Annotated in this window: 13 protein-coding genes; 8 read left to right on the forward strand and 5 right to left on the reverse strand. The window is 63.8% G+C overall.

Translation table 11 applies throughout. The annotated features are described in order from the left end of the window. Positions 1-10 precede the first annotated feature (10 nt). A complete protein-coding gene (locus tag ACVMB0_RS27805; protein WP_461348293.1) occupies positions 11-2,413 on the reverse strand; it encodes a TonB-dependent receptor family protein in 2,403 nt (800 codons plus the stop codon). A gap of 83 nt (positions 2,414-2,496) precedes the next feature. Continuing rightward, complete coding sequence (locus tag ACVMB0_RS27810) at positions 2,497-2,868, reverse strand: DUF2946 domain-containing protein (protein WP_461348294.1); 372 nt, start codon at positions 2,866-2,868, stop codon at positions 2,497-2,499. Positions 2,869-3,325: 457 nt separating this feature from the next. On the opposite strand from ACVMB0_RS27810, the gene ACVMB0_RS27815 reads away from it, so the two are divergent. The 8 genes from ACVMB0_RS27815 to ACVMB0_RS27850 all read left to right on the forward strand — a co-directional run bounded on the left by ACVMB0_RS27815 (position 3,326) and on the right by ACVMB0_RS27850 (position 12,391). After that, positions 3,326-3,724, forward strand: coding sequence for a globin (locus tag ACVMB0_RS27815; RefSeq protein ID WP_461348295.1), 399 nt, complete (start codon positions 3,326-3,328; stop codon positions 3,722-3,724). A 115-nt stretch (positions 3,725-3,839) separates the two neighbouring features. Beyond that, the gene (locus ACVMB0_RS27820) at positions 3,840-4,901 is read left to right on the forward strand and encodes a sugar ABC transporter substrate-binding protein (protein WP_461348296.1); all 1,062 of its coding nucleotides are present in this window, start codon (positions 3,840-3,842) and stop codon (positions 4,899-4,901) included. A 9-nt stretch (positions 4,902-4,910) separates the two neighbouring features. After that, complete coding sequence (locus ACVMB0_RS27825) at positions 4,911-6,413, forward strand: sugar ABC transporter ATP-binding protein (protein ID WP_461348297.1); 1,503 nt, start codon at positions 4,911-4,913, stop codon at positions 6,411-6,413. Between the two features lie 102 nt (positions 6,414-6,515). After that, positions 6,516-7,550 (forward strand): ABC transporter permease, encoded by a 1,035-nt coding sequence (locus ACVMB0_RS27830; RefSeq protein WP_456754547.1) that lies wholly within the window; start codon positions 6,516-6,518, stop codon positions 7,548-7,550. A gap of 790 nt (positions 7,551-8,340) precedes the next feature. Beyond that, positions 8,341-9,828 carry an adenylate/guanylate cyclase domain-containing protein gene (locus ACVMB0_RS27835; protein WP_461348298.1) on the forward strand — a complete coding sequence of 496 codons (1,488 nt, stop codon included), beginning with the start codon at positions 8,341-8,343 and terminating at the stop codon, positions 9,826-9,828. 58 nt (positions 9,829-9,886) lie between these two features. Then, the gene (locus ACVMB0_RS27840; RefSeq protein ID WP_461348299.1) at positions 9,887-10,072 is read left to right on the forward strand and encodes a hypothetical protein; all 186 of its coding nucleotides are present in this window, start codon (positions 9,887-9,889) and stop codon (positions 10,070-10,072) included. Positions 10,073-10,111: 39 nt separating this feature from the next. Further along, positions 10,112-10,939 carry a phosphatase PAP2 family protein gene (locus tag ACVMB0_RS27845; RefSeq protein ID WP_456754544.1) on the forward strand — a complete coding sequence of 276 codons (828 nt, stop codon included), beginning with the start codon at positions 10,112-10,114 and terminating at the stop codon, positions 10,937-10,939. A gap of 42 nt (positions 10,940-10,981) precedes the next feature. Next, entirely contained in the window at positions 10,982-12,391 is a 1,410-nt protein-coding gene (locus ACVMB0_RS27850; RefSeq protein WP_461348300.1) for a S8 family serine peptidase, read from the forward strand. A gap of 147 nt (positions 12,392-12,538) precedes the next feature. Here the strand turns inward: ACVMB0_RS27850 and mtnK are convergent, their stop codons facing one another. The 3 genes from mtnK to mce form a co-directional block, all read right to left on the reverse strand. Beyond that, positions 12,539-13,843 (reverse strand): S-methyl-5-thioribose kinase, encoded by a 1,305-nt coding sequence (gene mtnK / locus ACVMB0_RS27855; RefSeq protein ID WP_461348301.1) that lies wholly within the window; start codon positions 13,841-13,843, stop codon positions 12,539-12,541. A 187-nt stretch (positions 13,844-14,030) separates the two neighbouring features. After that, entirely contained in the window at positions 14,031-14,306 is a 276-nt protein-coding gene (locus tag ACVMB0_RS27860) for a DUF1467 family protein (RefSeq protein ID WP_456754541.1), read from the reverse strand. A gap of 7 nt (positions 14,307-14,313) precedes the next feature. Then, complete coding sequence (gene mce, locus ACVMB0_RS27865) at positions 14,314-14,718, reverse strand: methylmalonyl-CoA epimerase (RefSeq protein WP_456754540.1); 405 nt, start codon at positions 14,716-14,718, stop codon at positions 14,314-14,316. Between the last annotated feature and the right edge of the window lie 54 nt (positions 14,719-14,772).

Genomic DNA, 14,772 nt, shown 5'->3' on the forward strand with positions numbered 1-14,772 from the left:
GATGCGCTGCTCATTTGAACGCAATCTTCATGCCTGCCACGAAGGCGCGCGGCGATCCGGCATAGATCGAGTTGGTCGCGTTCGCCAGTACGCTCGCGGGATTTTGAATGCCGGCCGCGGTCACCGAATTCGCGATGTTGTTCGCCGAAGCCACATAGGTGCGGTCGAACACGTTCCGCACCTCGAGATACAGATTCAGCGACTTGAAATAGTCGGAGATCAGAGCCGTCGTGTAGTGAACATTGAGATTGACCAGCTCGTAGCCCGGCGCCTTCAGGAGATTGGCGTTGTCCATGTAGAAGCTGTCCTTCCACTGGACTTCGACGAACCCGCCGAGCCCCTGCAATGGGCCCGACAATTGGTCATAGCCCAACCGGGTCGTCAGCTCGTTCGGCGAAATGCCGGGGATCTTGTTGCCAGCCCGATTGAAGCTGAACACCGCACCGTTGGTGAGGTTCTCGACGTATTCCGTGTAGACCTCGTCGAGATAGGTATAGGCCGCCGTGAACCGCCAGCCCGGCAGGAATTTCCAGTCGGCGGCGAGTTCGACGCCGCGGTGCTCCGATCGTGGCGCATTGAACGTGTAGGAAACGCCGGAGATTGGCGTGGCCTGCGAAACCAGCTCGTCCTTGAAGAATTCGTAGAACCCGGTGACGCTGACCTTGAGCGCATTGTTCGGCGTCCAGTCGGCCCCAAGATCGTAGCCGAGATTCTTCTGCGTCCGCAGCTGGGTGTTGTTGCCCGACGTGCCGTCCGGCAGGACGAACAGGTTGCTGACTTGCGGTGTGCCATAGCCCGTTGCCACGCGGCCACGGAGTTGCCATTCGCTGTTGAGCCGGTAGAGCAACGCGAGCTCAGGCGCGGTATTCTGGAATTGCCGGTCCGCGGTCGTGATCGCCGTGGTCGTCGCCCCGGCCGCACCGGTGTAGGTATAGGCGGTGTTTCGCCCTGTGAGATTGGTGGTCTCCCAGCCGATGCCGGCGATGGCCGTCAACGCAGGCGTGAGCTTCAATTCCTCGCGCGCGCGCAGGCCGTAATTCGTCGTCGTGCTGAACAGATTGCTGGACAGGCTTCCGAGCGTCGCATTGCCGCCTGGCATCACATTGCGGGTGTCGCTCGAGGCCGTGAGCGTGTTGTAGAAGCCGCCGAAATAAGTCGTCGAATCCAGTCCGAAGATATCGCCGCGCCTGACCACGTCGCTCATGTAGTTGTAGGACGGGAAGTCGCCGATCGCGCTGGTCGATCCCGTCGGCTGGCTGATGTTGCGGTCGTCGAATACGAACTGGTTGCGCCAGGTGGTCTGGTTGTCGAAATCGTGCTCCCAGCGGCCGCCGACGATGGTGCGGCGGTCGTCGCGCCCGAGGCCCGCCTGGACCGCGGTTTCCTTGTCGGTCCCCGCCGCGGAGTTGAAGCCATTGTTGAACAGGGTCACAGTTCCGCATCCCGGCGCGGCGGTCGCGCCGGTCGTGCAGCCCTGCTGGAACGGGTTTTGAGTGAACTGATTGAGCGACGAGCGGATCGGCAGCCGCGCCGTCAGATCATTATTGATCAGCTTGAACGTGAAACGGTCGTCCGGCGTCACCTGAAGTGTGCCGAGGAAATTGACGGTCTGGGTGTTGAACCAGCTGTTGCCGATATAGCCGTCGCCGCGGGCGTCGCTCGCGAACAGCGAGCCCTCGAAATTGCCGACCTTCTTGCCGGCAGCCAGATAGTTGTTGAGATAGCCGAAGCTGCCGCCGTCGACGCCGTACTCTACGCCGTCGATCGTGCCACCCGGCCGGGTCCGGAAGTTCAACGCACCGCCGGTGGCGTAATTGCCGTACAGCGCCGACGATGGGCCGCGGACCACGTCGATTGCGCCATAGGCATGCGGATCGATCAGGTCGCTGCGCGACAGGCCGTCCGGCTGGGTCACCGGGAAGCCGTCGTCGAAGATGACGAGGTTGCGGATGCCGAAACCGTTCCGGGCGTTCGACCCGCGGATCGAGATGCCGAAATCGCGCGGGCCGTTGCCCTGCTTGATCGAGATGCCCGGACTGTCGCGCAGCACGTCGGCGACCGAGAACGACGGCCGGTTGTCGAACTGGCTGCGGTCGATGGTGGTCTGGGTCTGGCCCGTGGGCGCCCGGTTCAAGCCGTCGCGGGTCGCGGCAAGAGTCTCTCCTGGTCGCGCGCCGCCAGCCGGGGCTGCGGCCACGGCCGGCGCGGTCGCCAGCTTCGGGACACGCCGGACCGATGCCGCCCGCGCGCGCGGTTTCGGCGCCGCCGGCCTGGCGCGCGCCGCCCGCGGCGATGGGGCGTCGACGGTGACGGAGGGCAGCGTCGTCTGCGCCTCCACCTCGAACGTGAACGTGGAAAGGGCCGCGCCCAGCACGAGCGCACCTGCCCCGCCGCGCGGTTGAAACCGAAACATGGATGAATCCTGACACCGGCTGTTCGGCCGGCTTGTTCAAGGGCACTCGCCGGCGCGGACGCGCACCGGCAGCGGGAACGTGGTCAGGAGAACCGCGGCGGCGCGCGGGCTTGCGCGGTGAGGCCCGCCCGCGAACGATCGAGCTCGCTGGCGAAATCGAGCCAGGAGATCCGGCTCGGCACGCGTTCGACGGCCTGGATCGCAACTTGCGGATGATCGACCGGCGCACCGGTCTGCAGCACGCTGCAGGCGGAGCAACAGCCGTCATGGGCGTCGTGACCGGTCTGGTCGCCGTGAGCGGCTCCGGAACCGGCGTCGCCGTGGCAGATGGTGGCGGCCGCGAGCGGATCGGACAGCGCAAGGCTCGCCGCCCAGCAGGCCCCGATCGGTGCGAAAATCTGCACCAGCAGGGCAACCAGGACGATGGGCAGAAAATTCTTCAGCCGCCGGCGCATCGCAAAATCCATCCGGAACGGACCTAACCACCACGGCCGTCGGAAGTCGAGATCGTGGACGCGCCCGGTTTCTTCCAACTGACGGAATTAGCCGAGCGTGACACTTGCGTCACGGCAGTCCCGACACGGTCGTATCTCCTTACCCCATCACGTGTTTTCAAGCGACTTTCGCAACCGGCGGTGGCGCCATCCCAATCATTTCGCAAATTGCTCGAAATTTGAACAATCGTTGCCGAAAATGGTGACAAGGCTGGAAAGATGGTCTACCAATTCGGGCTCAGGCCAGCCGCGAGGTGTGTCCTGGTGGTCCAAGTCTCGGGAGGAGCCCGACGCGCACAAGCAGCGTCACCCCATCAATCAAGATCAAATCGAATTTTTGGGGCAAATAGGGTCGACACAATTTTTGGAGCAGGGCTTGGAGCCCTGCTCTTTTTTTATGTGATGATCGCATCGTGCAATGACCTCATCAGCGAATCCAATCGAACGTAGTTTCGAACTGGCAGCCGCACTCTGCGATGATCTAACGCCGCGCGTGTACCAGCGCCTGTTTCGCGAGCATCCCGAGGCGCAAGCGATGTTTCGCAGCGAAGGCAGCGAACCCGTGAAAGGCTCGATGCTAGCTTTGACGATCGAGGCCATCCTCGATTTCGCCGGCGAGCGGCACGGACATTTTCGTCTGATCGAATCGGAAGTGTTCTCGCATGACGCCTACGGCACGCCGCGCGAATTGTTCGTCGCGTTCTTCGCCGTGATCGCGGACTGCCTGCGCGACATCCTCGGCGAGCAATGGTCGCAGGAGATCGATGCTGCGTGGCACAAGCTGCTCCGCGAGATCGAGGCCGTCGTGCTGCAATAGAAACATCTGGTAGACGCGAAGGCGTAGCGTCGCCGTTCCGATTGTGACACACTCCCTTTATCCGCGGCGCGTGCAACTGACGCCGACGGTCAGAAAAAACATGAGGGAGCAAACAATGCCAGGAATCGACAAGCGAATCGACAAGGGCATCGACAAGGGGATGGACAAGGCGTCGACGACGCGGCGCGACCTTCTGCAGATGGCGGCCGCAGGTGGAGCTGCAGCCGGCCTGCTCGGCGGAATGGGCATGACGACGTCCGCGCTCGCAGCCGAGACGGGACGTTCGGAAAAGCCGCTGAAGGCCGCATTCTCCAACGCCGGGCTGCAGGCGACGTGGTGCGCGCAGGGCAAGCAGGCCGCAGAGTTCTGGGGCAAGCTGTTCAACGTCGAGGTGACCTGGTTCGACGGCCAGCTCGACGCCGTCAAGCAGCGCGCCGCGATCGACAACATGGCCTCGCAGAAATGGGACTTCGTCGCGATCCAGGCCTTCGGCATCGGCACGCTGACCCAGCCGGTGCAGAAGATGATCGATGCCGGCACGCCTGTCATCGACATGGACACGCTGATCGCGCCGCTCGATCAAATCAACGTCCATTCGTTCCTGGCGCCCGACAACGAGTTCATGGGCGCTTCGGTGACGCAGGCGCTGTGCAACGCGATCGGCGGCAAGGGCAAGGTCATCATGACCCAGGGCGCGCTCGGCCACACCGGCGCGCAAGGCCGCGCCAAGGGCTTCAACTCGGTCGTGAAGCAGTTCCCGAACATCGAGGTGCTCGACACCCAGCCCGCCGACTGGGACGTCTCCAAGACCGCCCGGCTCTGGGAAACCTATCTGACGAAATATTCGCAGATCGACGCGGCGTTCTTCCACAATGACGACATGGCGCTCGCCGCCTACAACATCATGAAGGCGCGCAACCGCACCAACATCCTGATCGGCGGCGTCGACGCCATGCCGCCGGCGATCCAGGCGGTCAGCGAAAGCCGCATGTTCGCGACCGTCCGCAATCCGTCCTGCCGCATCCATGGCGGCGCGATCGTCGCGGGCGTTGCCGCCGTGGTCGGCGGCGAGAAGAGCGGCCAGGGCATCCCGAAAAACGTCGTCACCGACGGTCCCGTCGTGACCAAGGCCAACGCCGCCGGCATGCAATGGATGGAGGATCACTTCCTGATCTGAGCGGGCCTCATGTCGCAAGGACGCTCGGCGATCCTCGAGTTGAACCAGATCACGAAGGCCTTCGGCGGTGTCGAAGCCCTTCGTGGGGTCGACTTCGCGCTGCACGCCGGCGAGATCCATGGTCTCGTCGGCGAGAACGGCGCCGGCAAAAGCACGCTGATGAAGATCATCGCCGGCGTGCATCCGGAGTTCTCCGGCCGCTTCATGCTCGACGGCAAGGAGACCCGCTTCCGTTCCACCCGCGACGCGCATGCCGCCGGCATCGGCATGGTGCATCAGGAGCTCAGCGTCGCGCCTGACCTCACGGTCGCCGAGAACGTCTTCCTCGGCAACCAGCCCACCAACCGCCTCGGCTTCGTGCAGTGGCGGCGGATGGCGCGCGAGGCCGGCGAGCAGCTCGCTCGGTTCGGTATCGACGTCGATCCGATGACGCGGCTCGGCGATTTGCCGATCGGCTTGCAGCAGCTGATCGAGATCGCCCGCGTGCTGTTCTCCGGCGCGCGCATCATCATCCTGGACGAGCCGACCTCCGCCCTCTCCCCGCCCGAGGTCGAACGCCTCTTCACGACCTTGCAGAAGCTTCGGGACGAAGGCACCAGCATCGTCTTCATCTCGCATTTCATCGAGGACATCCTGCGCGTCTCCGATGTGGTGACCGTGTTCCGCAACGGCCGCAAGATCGCCGAGACCGCCTCCGCCGACACCACCAAGGGCGCGCTGATCGAGGCCATGATCGGCCGCGGCGGCGAGGCGCTGGAGCACAGCTACACCGACGACCTGATGCTCCCGCAATCCGGCGGCGGCGCGGCCGTTCTGAAGGTCGACCAACTGTCGCTTGGCCGCACCCTGCAGGACGTCTCGTTCGAGGCCCGCGCCGGCGAGGTGCTCGGCATCTACGGCTTCATGGGCTGCGGCCAATTGGAGCTGTCGCGCATCCTGTTCGGCAAGCTGCGGCCCGACGGCGGAACGCTCGCGGTCGACGGCGCCGCGAAAACCTTCCGCAGCACCGCAGCCGCCCGGCGCGCCGGCGTTGCGCTGGTGCCGGAGAGCCGCCGCGCCATGCTGTTCCACCAGGAGCCGGTCTACAAGAACATCTCGATCAGCATCCTGGAGCGGATTTCGGCGCTGCTGCTCAAGCCGATGCGCGAGCGGGCCATCGCCAAGCGCCAGGTCGAGCAGTTGCAGATCAGGCCGCCGGTGGTCGGCCTCGATCTCGGCATGCTCTCCGGCGGCAACCAGCAGAAGGTGGCGCTGGCGAAATGGCTGACCTACCCGCCGCGCCTGTTGGTGCTGTGCGAGCCGACCCGCGGCATGGATGTCGGCGCCAAGAACGACGTCATCAACATCGTGCGCGACCTCCGCGCCAAGGGACTGGCGATCATCGTGCTCTCGACCGAGCCGGAAACGGTGCTGTCGCTGGCCGACCGGATCCTGGTGCTGAAGCGCGGCGCGGTGGTGCGCGAATTCGCCGGCGAAGCGGTCAGCAAGGATCGGCTGCTGGAGGCGGCGTAGAGCATGATCCGGAAACGTGCGAAGCGGTTTTCCGACAAGATCATGCGCAAGTAAATCAAGGAAGCGCGATGAGCGGCTCATCGCGCTGAATGGAGTGGAATAATGGCAAGCAGTGACAGCGCGACGGCACCTGCGGATCACAAGCGGCCGCGCGGGCTGGCGTCCTTCCTGCGCTCGCAGATGCGCAACATCGCGCCGTTCCTGACGCTGATCTTCCTCAGCGCCTTCTTTGCGATCGCGAGCCCGTCGTTTGCGACCATCGACAATGTCGGCAACATCCTGACCCAGGTGTCGGTCACCGGCATCATCGCGGTCGGCCTCACCTTCGTGATCCTGTGCGCCGAGATCGACCTGTCGATCGCCAGCATCGCCAACGTGACCGGCATTGCGGTGGCGTATTTCACGCTGCAGGAATCCTACGTCAACATCGCCAACGTCCCGATGCCGGGCATCGTCGCGATCATGCTGGCGCTGGCGCTGTGCGCGCTGCTCGGCCTCGTCAACGCACTGGGGCTGACCATGATCGGCATCCCCTCCTTCATCATGACGCTCGCCATGATGCAGATCGCAGCCGGCGTCTCGGCGCTTTTGGTGCGCGGCCAGATCGCCTACAAGGTGCCGGACCTGATCACGACGCTCGGCTCGGGCTCGATCGGCGGCATCCCCTGGATCGTGATCGTCGCCGCGATCATGCTGCTCGGCGGCCATCTGGTGCTGACCTACACGCGGTTCGGCCGCTACGTCTACATGGTCGGCGGCAACCGCGAGGCCGCGGAATTTGCCGGCCTCAACGTCAAGCTCATCCTCGGCGCCGTGATGGTGATCTCGGCGGTCTGCTCGGGGATCGGCGGCATGCTCGGCGTCGCCCATTTCGGCAGCGCGCAGCAGAACGAGTTCGACACGTATCTTCTGGATTCGATCGCGGCCGTGGTGGTCGGCGGCACCAGCCTGTTCGGCGGCCGCGGCGGCATCGGCAACACCATCGTCGGCCTGTTCGTGCTCGGCGTGCTCAACAACGGCCTCGACCACGTCAATATCGACAGCTTCCTGAAGATCCTGATCCGCGGCCTGATCCTGCTCGCGGCCCTGATCATCAACGTGTATGCGCAGCGGCTGCGCGAGCAGGCGGCGGATTGAGGATGATAGAGATGAACACGCGTCTCTCTCCATTTGTCGATATGGCGGTGCATCCTCGGCTTTCGCCAGGACGACGAGGATGAGGACGCAGCTTCGCGTTCTCGCGACATGAATTGTCCGAGCTTCGCTTGTCGTTCCGCCCTCTCTCCTTGAAGAGGGCGCAGGGAAAGCCGGGTGCCGATCGCACCCATGGGCCCCGAGCAATGGGGTAGAAAGCTCGGGGGTAGGACCACAGGTGTAACCGGAAACAACCCGGCTTTCCCTGCGCGATGGGTTACGGCTTATACGTGCTCTCCCCGGCGAGACTTGGCTTTGTTGTCACCGTCTTCGCAACGCGCATTTGCGCAATCGGAAGAGACACCTACCGCTAGGGCGTCAGGCCTGCACGATTTCGCCGTCCGCATTAGCCACACTCGTCAGTCGTGACATCCGCGTCCACCGCATCTCGACCCGCGTTCGTGACGACCGCGAAGCGCCCCTCGATCGGGCGAGATGGGTGGATTTATACACTGAATTGTCCTTCGGATAAAGCGAAATATTTTTGTCCAAGGGGCTTGCGCCGTCGGGCAAATCAGTGGCATGGGCACCTGCAGCGAGCCGCAAGCCAGCAAGCCACAAGCGGCCAACCGCGCGCAAGCACGTGTCGATCTTGCTCAAGCATTCAGGGCGTCCGGCGAGCGCTGTCAATGGCGCCAGGTTCTGCTATGCTGATCGCGTTCGGCAACGTCGCGGGGCAGTAGCGGTGATCCATCCGGGGGTCAGTACTGGGGAATCCCCGCCGCAGAGGCGCGTGCTCGCTATTCTGGCCGCTGATGTTGTCGGCTATGCCCGCCTGACCGAGGTGGCGGAGGAAGCTACCCACATTCGCCTGCGCGCGCTTCGCTTTGGCGTGATCAACCCGTGCATCGTCTCCTATCGCGGCAAGATCGTGAAGAATACGGGTGACGGCTTTCTCGCCTCGTTCGATTCCTCGCTCGATGCCGCGCGATGCGCGGTCGCCTTGCAGCATGAAGTCGCCGCGGCACAGAGCCAAGAAGGACATGATCGGAAGATACAATTCCGGATGGGTCTGAACGTTGCACGGACCATCGTTGAATCGGAGGACATCTTCGGAAAGGGCGTCAACATCGCGGCGCGGTTGGAGCAGTCAGCGCCGGCCGGCGGCGTGGTGATTTCAGATGGGATGTTTCAGGAGATCAAGGACCGGCTCGAGGTGGCCGTCGAAGACCTCGGCCTGCTCCGGCTCAAGCATCTTTCGCGGCCGGTCCACGCTTATTCTCTCCTGCTACCGGAAGCCGAACGCTTGCCGCCGAGCAGGGCGAGCCGCCAGGCCAAGGTGCCTTTCATCGCGGTCCTGCCGTTTCGTACGCAAGGAAGCCCGGAGGACGATTACTTCGGCGACGGAACGGCCGACGAGATCGTTGTGGCGCTTCAGAGCATCCGTGGGCTGTTCGTCATTTCAAGCACGTCCACGCTTCCCTATCGTACCGGCCCCATCGACAGCCAGAAGGTCGGCCAAGAGCTCGGCGTTCGTTATGTGTTGAGCGGCAGCATCCGCCGCGCCGACAAGCAGCTTCGCATTGGCGTGGAACTGAAGGACGTCGAGGCCGGGATCGTGCTGTGGGCAGATCACTATGACGGAAATGTCTCCGAGCTATTTGAGTTTCAGAGCCGCATTGCGACGCGCATCGTGTGGAGTATCGCCCCCCAGGTCCGCGAGGCGGAGCTGAAGCGGGCACTCCGCAAGCGTTCGGACAATCTCAATGCCTATGAGTTGCTGATGAAGGCGATCGACTTCATGTATCGCATGAATTTCTTCGACTTCAGCCGAGCGGGCGAATTGTTGCAGGCCGCTATCGCTTCGGATCCGAACTATGCGACCCCCTATGCCTATGCCGCGCTTTGGCACATTCACAATGTCGCGCAAGGTTGGGGCGCCGAGGGCGGCCCCGACGCCGCTGAAGGGGCACGTCTTGCCGCCGCCGCGGTCGATCGTGCGCCGGCCGACGGCTTCGCGTTGGCGGTTCTTGGACACACCAAGGCACTTTTATTCAAAGACTACGATGCCGCACTCGACCTCTTTGATAGAGCATTGAGCGCTTCTCCCGGAAATGCTATGGCTTGGACGCTTAGCAGTGGCGTGTACGGCTACCTTGAGGAGGGGCAATCGGCAATCACGCGCGCTGAACAGGGATTGCGGTTATCGCCGGCCGACACACAGGCATATTTTTACCTGATGTTCCTCGGCCCAAGCGCATTACATCAGTGGCAATTTTGATGAGGCGGTCGTCTGGGCACGCAAGACCGCTGCTCTAAACGGACGGCTATCCGCCAACTTGCGTGTCCTGGCAGCCGCCTATGTTGCAAATGGCCGAGGCGCAGAAGCGCGGGCCGTCGCCAAGACGCTTCTTGAAATACAGCCTCGCTTCCAACTTTCGGCCTACAGCGAGAGGTGTCCATTCAAAGAAGGTCTGCGGGAGCGCTTCATCGATCATTTGCGGCAGGCGGGTTTGCCAGACTGAAGTCGTGGTGCATTTCACAGCGAACGACAGGAGTCCGTGATGGGGGGCAATTGGTTCGGAGGAAATTGGTTCGGAGGCAACTGGACGGGTGGCTCGGGCGCCGGCAATGCAACGCCGGTGTTTGCGATGCGGGCAGATCGGCCCCTTGCCGAGATCGCCATACCGCGGGCGTACAACGCGAAGTTCACGGAAGCGGAATGGGATCCGGATCTGCGCGCCACGGCGATCCTGCCCGAGTTCCTGGCGCAGCAGATCGGCGGCCAGCACTGGCAGGCGGCGGTCGCGCTGCCACCACCCACCTACCCGGTCACGACGCAGATGATCGACGAACTCCTGGTGCTGGCTGTCGCGGAGCGCCCCGAAGCGCTCGGCGAGATCGTGGAGGAAGATCAGAATTTTCAGCTGCGCTGGCTGCAGCTTCTCAACATCAATGCCGCATCCCGCCCGCACACGTTCCTGCTGATGAAGATCATGGCCCGGATCGGCGAGTTCACCATGGTCCAGCTCAAGCTTCAGTATTCGAACATGGCTGGTGCCGGCGCCCCACCCTATTGGTACCAGCCGCGACCAAACCAGGTCTGCCCGACACTGTATCCGCCGGTCCCGGTCCCGGGGCATCCAGCCTATCCGGCCGGGCACGCGCTCATCGGCACGCTCACGTCCGCGTGCCTTTCCGATCTGCTGCCTCAATACAGCCAGGCATTGAGCGCGTTGGCTGCGCGAGTCGCGATGAACCGGATGATCGCGGGATTGCATTATCGCGAGGACATCGACGCCGGCGCTAGGTCAGCGCTCGCGCTGAAACCGTTCCTCACGGCTTGCCCGTTCTATGCGGCCACGTTCGCGCTCGCGCAGACCGAATGGTAGCGAGATCGCGCCCAACCTGAACCACTGGACCAGGAAGGAGCCATGAACCCCTGGAAAATGCCGACCGGCTATGTACGGGTGCTGGCGCAGCGCAATCAGCACGACACGCTGGTCCAGGCCGCGAATGACATGCTGGAGGGCCGGAGCCCAACCCGGCAAATGCGGAGTTACGCCGACGCGAATGCGACGCACGACTTCGTCGTCGACACTGAATTCGGCGCCGTGCCGATCTGGGACGGCGCCGATGGCCGACCTGCTGTCTCGATCAACGACAGGGGCGCAAAGGCACGCTCGCTGCTTGCCCTCGATAAATCGAAGAAATACCTGATCCGCGCCTACGTTGCTCCCGCAAGCCTCGCCAAACCGGATTTCAACGATGGCGAGCCGGTCTGGTCCGACGCGGATCTCCGCGGCAGCTATGCCTTACCCCCGGCAAACCAAGCCACCGGCGACACCCACCAGGTTCGGCAGGACCTCGACACGGCGACGTTGCAGGACAACGGACTCTATGGTGGAGGCGTTGCCGTCGCCATCGTCGATACCGGCATCTACAGACCGCACCTTGCCAAGCGGCTTGGCTTCAACCCGGCGCTTGATGTCGGCAATTCCTGGACGCCCCCGACCCTGGCCACGACGCCGGGTCTCAATCGCATCGGACATGGCACGATGTGCGCCTATGGCGTGCTCGCGATCGCCCCGAACGTGACGCTGCTCGATTATCCGCTGCTGCTCGGACGGCCGGCCGGGGAGCACACTGTCAGCGCAACGATCGGGGAAATGATCCGTGGCTATTTTGTCCTGATCTGGCGCTGGGCGATCATCGGCTCCATTTCGCAGAGCGCGCTCGTGGTCAACAACAGTTGGGGCATCTTTCATCCGAGCCTCGACGAATTTCCGCCCAACGATCCCAGGCGTTACATCGACAATCCCAATCACCCCTTCGCACTGTATGTCTGGTTGCTGACGGCATTCGGGGCCGACGTGGTTTTCGCCGCCAGCAATTGCGGGAACGGGTGCCCGAGCGCTGTATGTCTGCAACGCACGGCGGGAATGATCATGGGCGCCAACGCGTATGACGATGTGCTGACACTCGCCGGCTGCGATATCCACGACGTGCGCGTCTGTTATTCCTCGCAAGGACCGTCGATCGCGGGCATGCCTCCACAGAAGCCGGACATCACTGCCTATACGCAGTTCCTTGGTTCGAAGGTGCTACGGGGCCCGCGCGGCTTCGAGCCGGACACCGGAACGTCGACATCATGCGCCGTCGCATCCGGGTGCATCGCCGCGCTGCGAACCCGGCAGCCCCCGACGGCGACGGATCCTGCACGCATGATCGCAGTGTTGCAGGCGACGGCGTCGCCGGCGGGCGGCGCCGTGCCCAATTACGACTACGGCTATGGCATCATTCGGCCGGTGGCGGCGGGGCGGAGCCTCGGTATTATTCCGTGATCCGCAAACGGCCGGCAGAGCCGGCTGATGCAGTCGTGGCAGGATTTCCGAAGAAGCCCGGCCGAGCCGGCGCTAACCTCTGCCGGGCAGCGGAGGGTTACTCGTTTGTCGGCGGCGACGGCACATCGCGAGATCTTCGGGCCGCGATCATCTGGCGAAATCCGGCTGCCAGTGGCGTAGCTCGCGCGCGGCGTAGGTGACGGTGCCGATCGTCGTGAACGACGCCGGCTCCAGCATCATGTTGCGTGCGAGCTTCAGCGCCCGCGCCTCGCAGATCGCGCGCTGCTTCTCGTCGGCGATCCATTCGAAATCGATGTTGTGCGCGAGGCCGAGGATGCGCCGGATGGTCTTGGCCGCGGCGAAGCCGACCGTGTCCTGGAACAGCCGCGCCATGTAGACCTGCCGTTCCGCTTCCAGCCGCGCCGCGCCCGCCTCGCCTGCGAACAGCGACAGCGGATAGCCGTCGCCCTTCGCCTCGTTGCGCCAGAGCGCGAGAAATTTTCGCGAGAACTCGCTCCAGACGCCCTCGATGGTGGCCAGGAGCCACGCCTCGAACGCAGCGCGCTCACCCGGCGTGCGCTCGTGGCCGGCGGAGGCCAGATAGGCCATCAGCAGGTTGCCGATGACGGCGCCGATGTCAAAACCCATCGGGCCATAGAATGCGAACTCGGGATCGATCACCCTGGTCTCGGTCTCCGTCACCATGATCGAGCCGGTGTGCAGGTCGCCGTGCAGCAGCGCCTCCGGGCTCGCCATGAATTTCAGCTTGAGCCTGGAGATCGCGACATGAAGGTCGAGGTCGTCGCGGAAGGCTGCCGCCGTCGCATCGAGATAGGGCGCGGTCCAGCGGTTCTGCTCGGCGATGCGGTAGGGATCGGTGAAGATCAGGTCCTCGGTGATCTTGCAGAGCGCGTGGTTGCCGGCGAAATCGGCGATCCCCTGCTTCTTCTCCGCTGCCGACAGCGCCAGATCGGACGTGAAGAACAGCGTCTGCGCCAGGAACGTCGAGATATCCTCGACGAAGCGCGGATAGCGCGTGGCCCCGATCAGGCCCTTGCGCATGATGATGTGCGGTTCGAGCAGCTCCATCGCGGTGAGCGCGAGCGGCGCATCATGGTGCAGCACCGCCGGCACGAGTTTGGGCGCCAGCCGCGCCTGATGCACCAGCGCCAGATGCTCGTAATGCGCCCGCGACAGCGGCAGCGGCCAGCTCTCGCCGACCAGCCGCACATAGGGCAGCGCCTGCTTGACGGCGATGCCGCCGCCCGGTCCCTTGACGATGAAGACGAGATTGAGGTTGCCGTCGCCGACCTCGCTGATCGACCAGTCGGCGGGGGCGCCGCCGAGGTGGGTGACGATGGCGGGAAGCCCCGCGAGATAGTCGCGCAGATCGGCTTCCCGCAGGATCCGATATGCGCTCTGCCCTGGGGCCGATTGCGCCTGCAGGTTCATCGTGGTCGCCTCCTCCGCATCGCCGGGGTGAGGTTGATCCTCACTCCATCGGCATCCTTGAAATTCCAATTCGTAGCCCGGGTGAGCCAACGCGCGCCCGATGGCAGGCTCCCCGGTACCCGGTAAAAGTGTTCCCGCATGTCGCTTCGCTCATGCGGGCTACGAACCTATTCCTCCGAACCGTTCTCTAGAACGGCATTCCCATCAGCCTCGACAACCGCTCGACCGAGAGATAGCCGGCATAATAGGCCCACATCCCGATCGCGAAGATCACGGCCGACAGCAGCGTGGTCCACAGCAGCTTGCGGCCCATTCGCGCCAGGATCGGGGCGCCGGGGTCGGTGCCGGGCGCGCCGACGCCGTCCTCGTGCTGGCTGCGCACGCCGAACGGCAGCGTCAGGAACAGCACGAGCCACCACAGCACGAAGTAGATCGCAAGGCCGGTGGAGATCTGGTACGCCATATTGGCCTCAGGCCTGCTCGATCTCGACCAGGGCGCCGGAAAAATCCTTGGGATGGAAGAACAGCACCGGCTTGCCGTGCGCGCCGATCTTCGGCTGGCCGTCGCCGAGCACGCGTGCGCCCTCGGCGATCATGCGGTCGCGCGCCGCGATGATGTCGGGCACGTCGTAGCAGACATGGTGGATACCGCCGTCGGCATTGCGCTCGACGAATTTCGCGATCGGCGAGGCCTCGCCGAGCGGCTCGATGAACTCGATCTTGGTGTTGGGCAGCGTCACGAACACCGTGATGACGCCGTGTTCCGGCAGCGGCACGGCGTCGGAAATCTCGGCGTTGAACGCCGTGCCGTAGATCTTCGCGGCTTTCTTGGCATCCTTGACCGCGATCGCAACGTGATTGAGCCGGCCCAGCATGTTTGTCTCCCTACCTTATAGAGCTCAAGCGCGATGCGACGATCGTGCTCCAGC

The sequence above is a fragment of the Bradyrhizobium sp. USDA 4451 genome (genome assembly GCF_054822585.1).

Bases quoted from the DNA above. Each gene is read 5' to 3' on its own strand.
- ACVMB0_RS27805 (WP_461348293.1), bottom strand. From the start codon at position 2,413: ATGTTTCGGTTTCAACCGCGCGGCGGGGCAGGTGCGCTCGTGCTGGGC.
- ACVMB0_RS27810 (WP_461348294.1), bottom strand. From the start codon at position 2,868: ATGCGCCGGCGGCTGAAGAATTTTCTGCCCATCGTCCTGGTTGCCCTG.
- ACVMB0_RS27815 (WP_461348295.1), top strand. From the start codon at position 3,326: ATGACCTCATCAGCGAATCCAATCGAACGTAGTTTCGAACTGGCAGCC.
- ACVMB0_RS27820 (WP_461348296.1), top strand. From the start codon at position 3,840: ATGCCAGGAATCGACAAGCGAATCGACAAGGGCATCGACAAGGGGATG.
- ACVMB0_RS27825 (WP_461348297.1), top strand. From the start codon at position 4,911: ATGTCGCAAGGACGCTCGGCGATCCTCGAGTTGAACCAGATCACGAAG.
- ACVMB0_RS27830 (WP_456754547.1), top strand. From the start codon at position 6,516: ATGGCAAGCAGTGACAGCGCGACGGCACCTGCGGATCACAAGCGGCCG.
- ACVMB0_RS27845 (WP_456754544.1), top strand. From the start codon at position 10,112: ATGGGGGGCAATTGGTTCGGAGGAAATTGGTTCGGAGGCAACTGGACG.
- ACVMB0_RS27850 (WP_461348300.1), top strand. From the start codon at position 10,982: ATGAACCCCTGGAAAATGCCGACCGGCTATGTACGGGTGCTGGCGCAG.
- mtnK (WP_461348301.1), bottom strand. From the start codon at position 13,843: ATGAACCTGCAGGCGCAATCGGCCCCAGGGCAGAGCGCATATCGGATC.
- ACVMB0_RS27860 (WP_456754541.1), bottom strand. From the start codon at position 14,306: ATGGCGTACCAGATCTCCACCGGCCTTGCGATCTACTTCGTGCTGTGG.
- mce (WP_456754540.1), bottom strand. From the start codon at position 14,718: ATGCTGGGCCGGCTCAATCACGTTGCGATCGCGGTCAAGGATGCCAAG.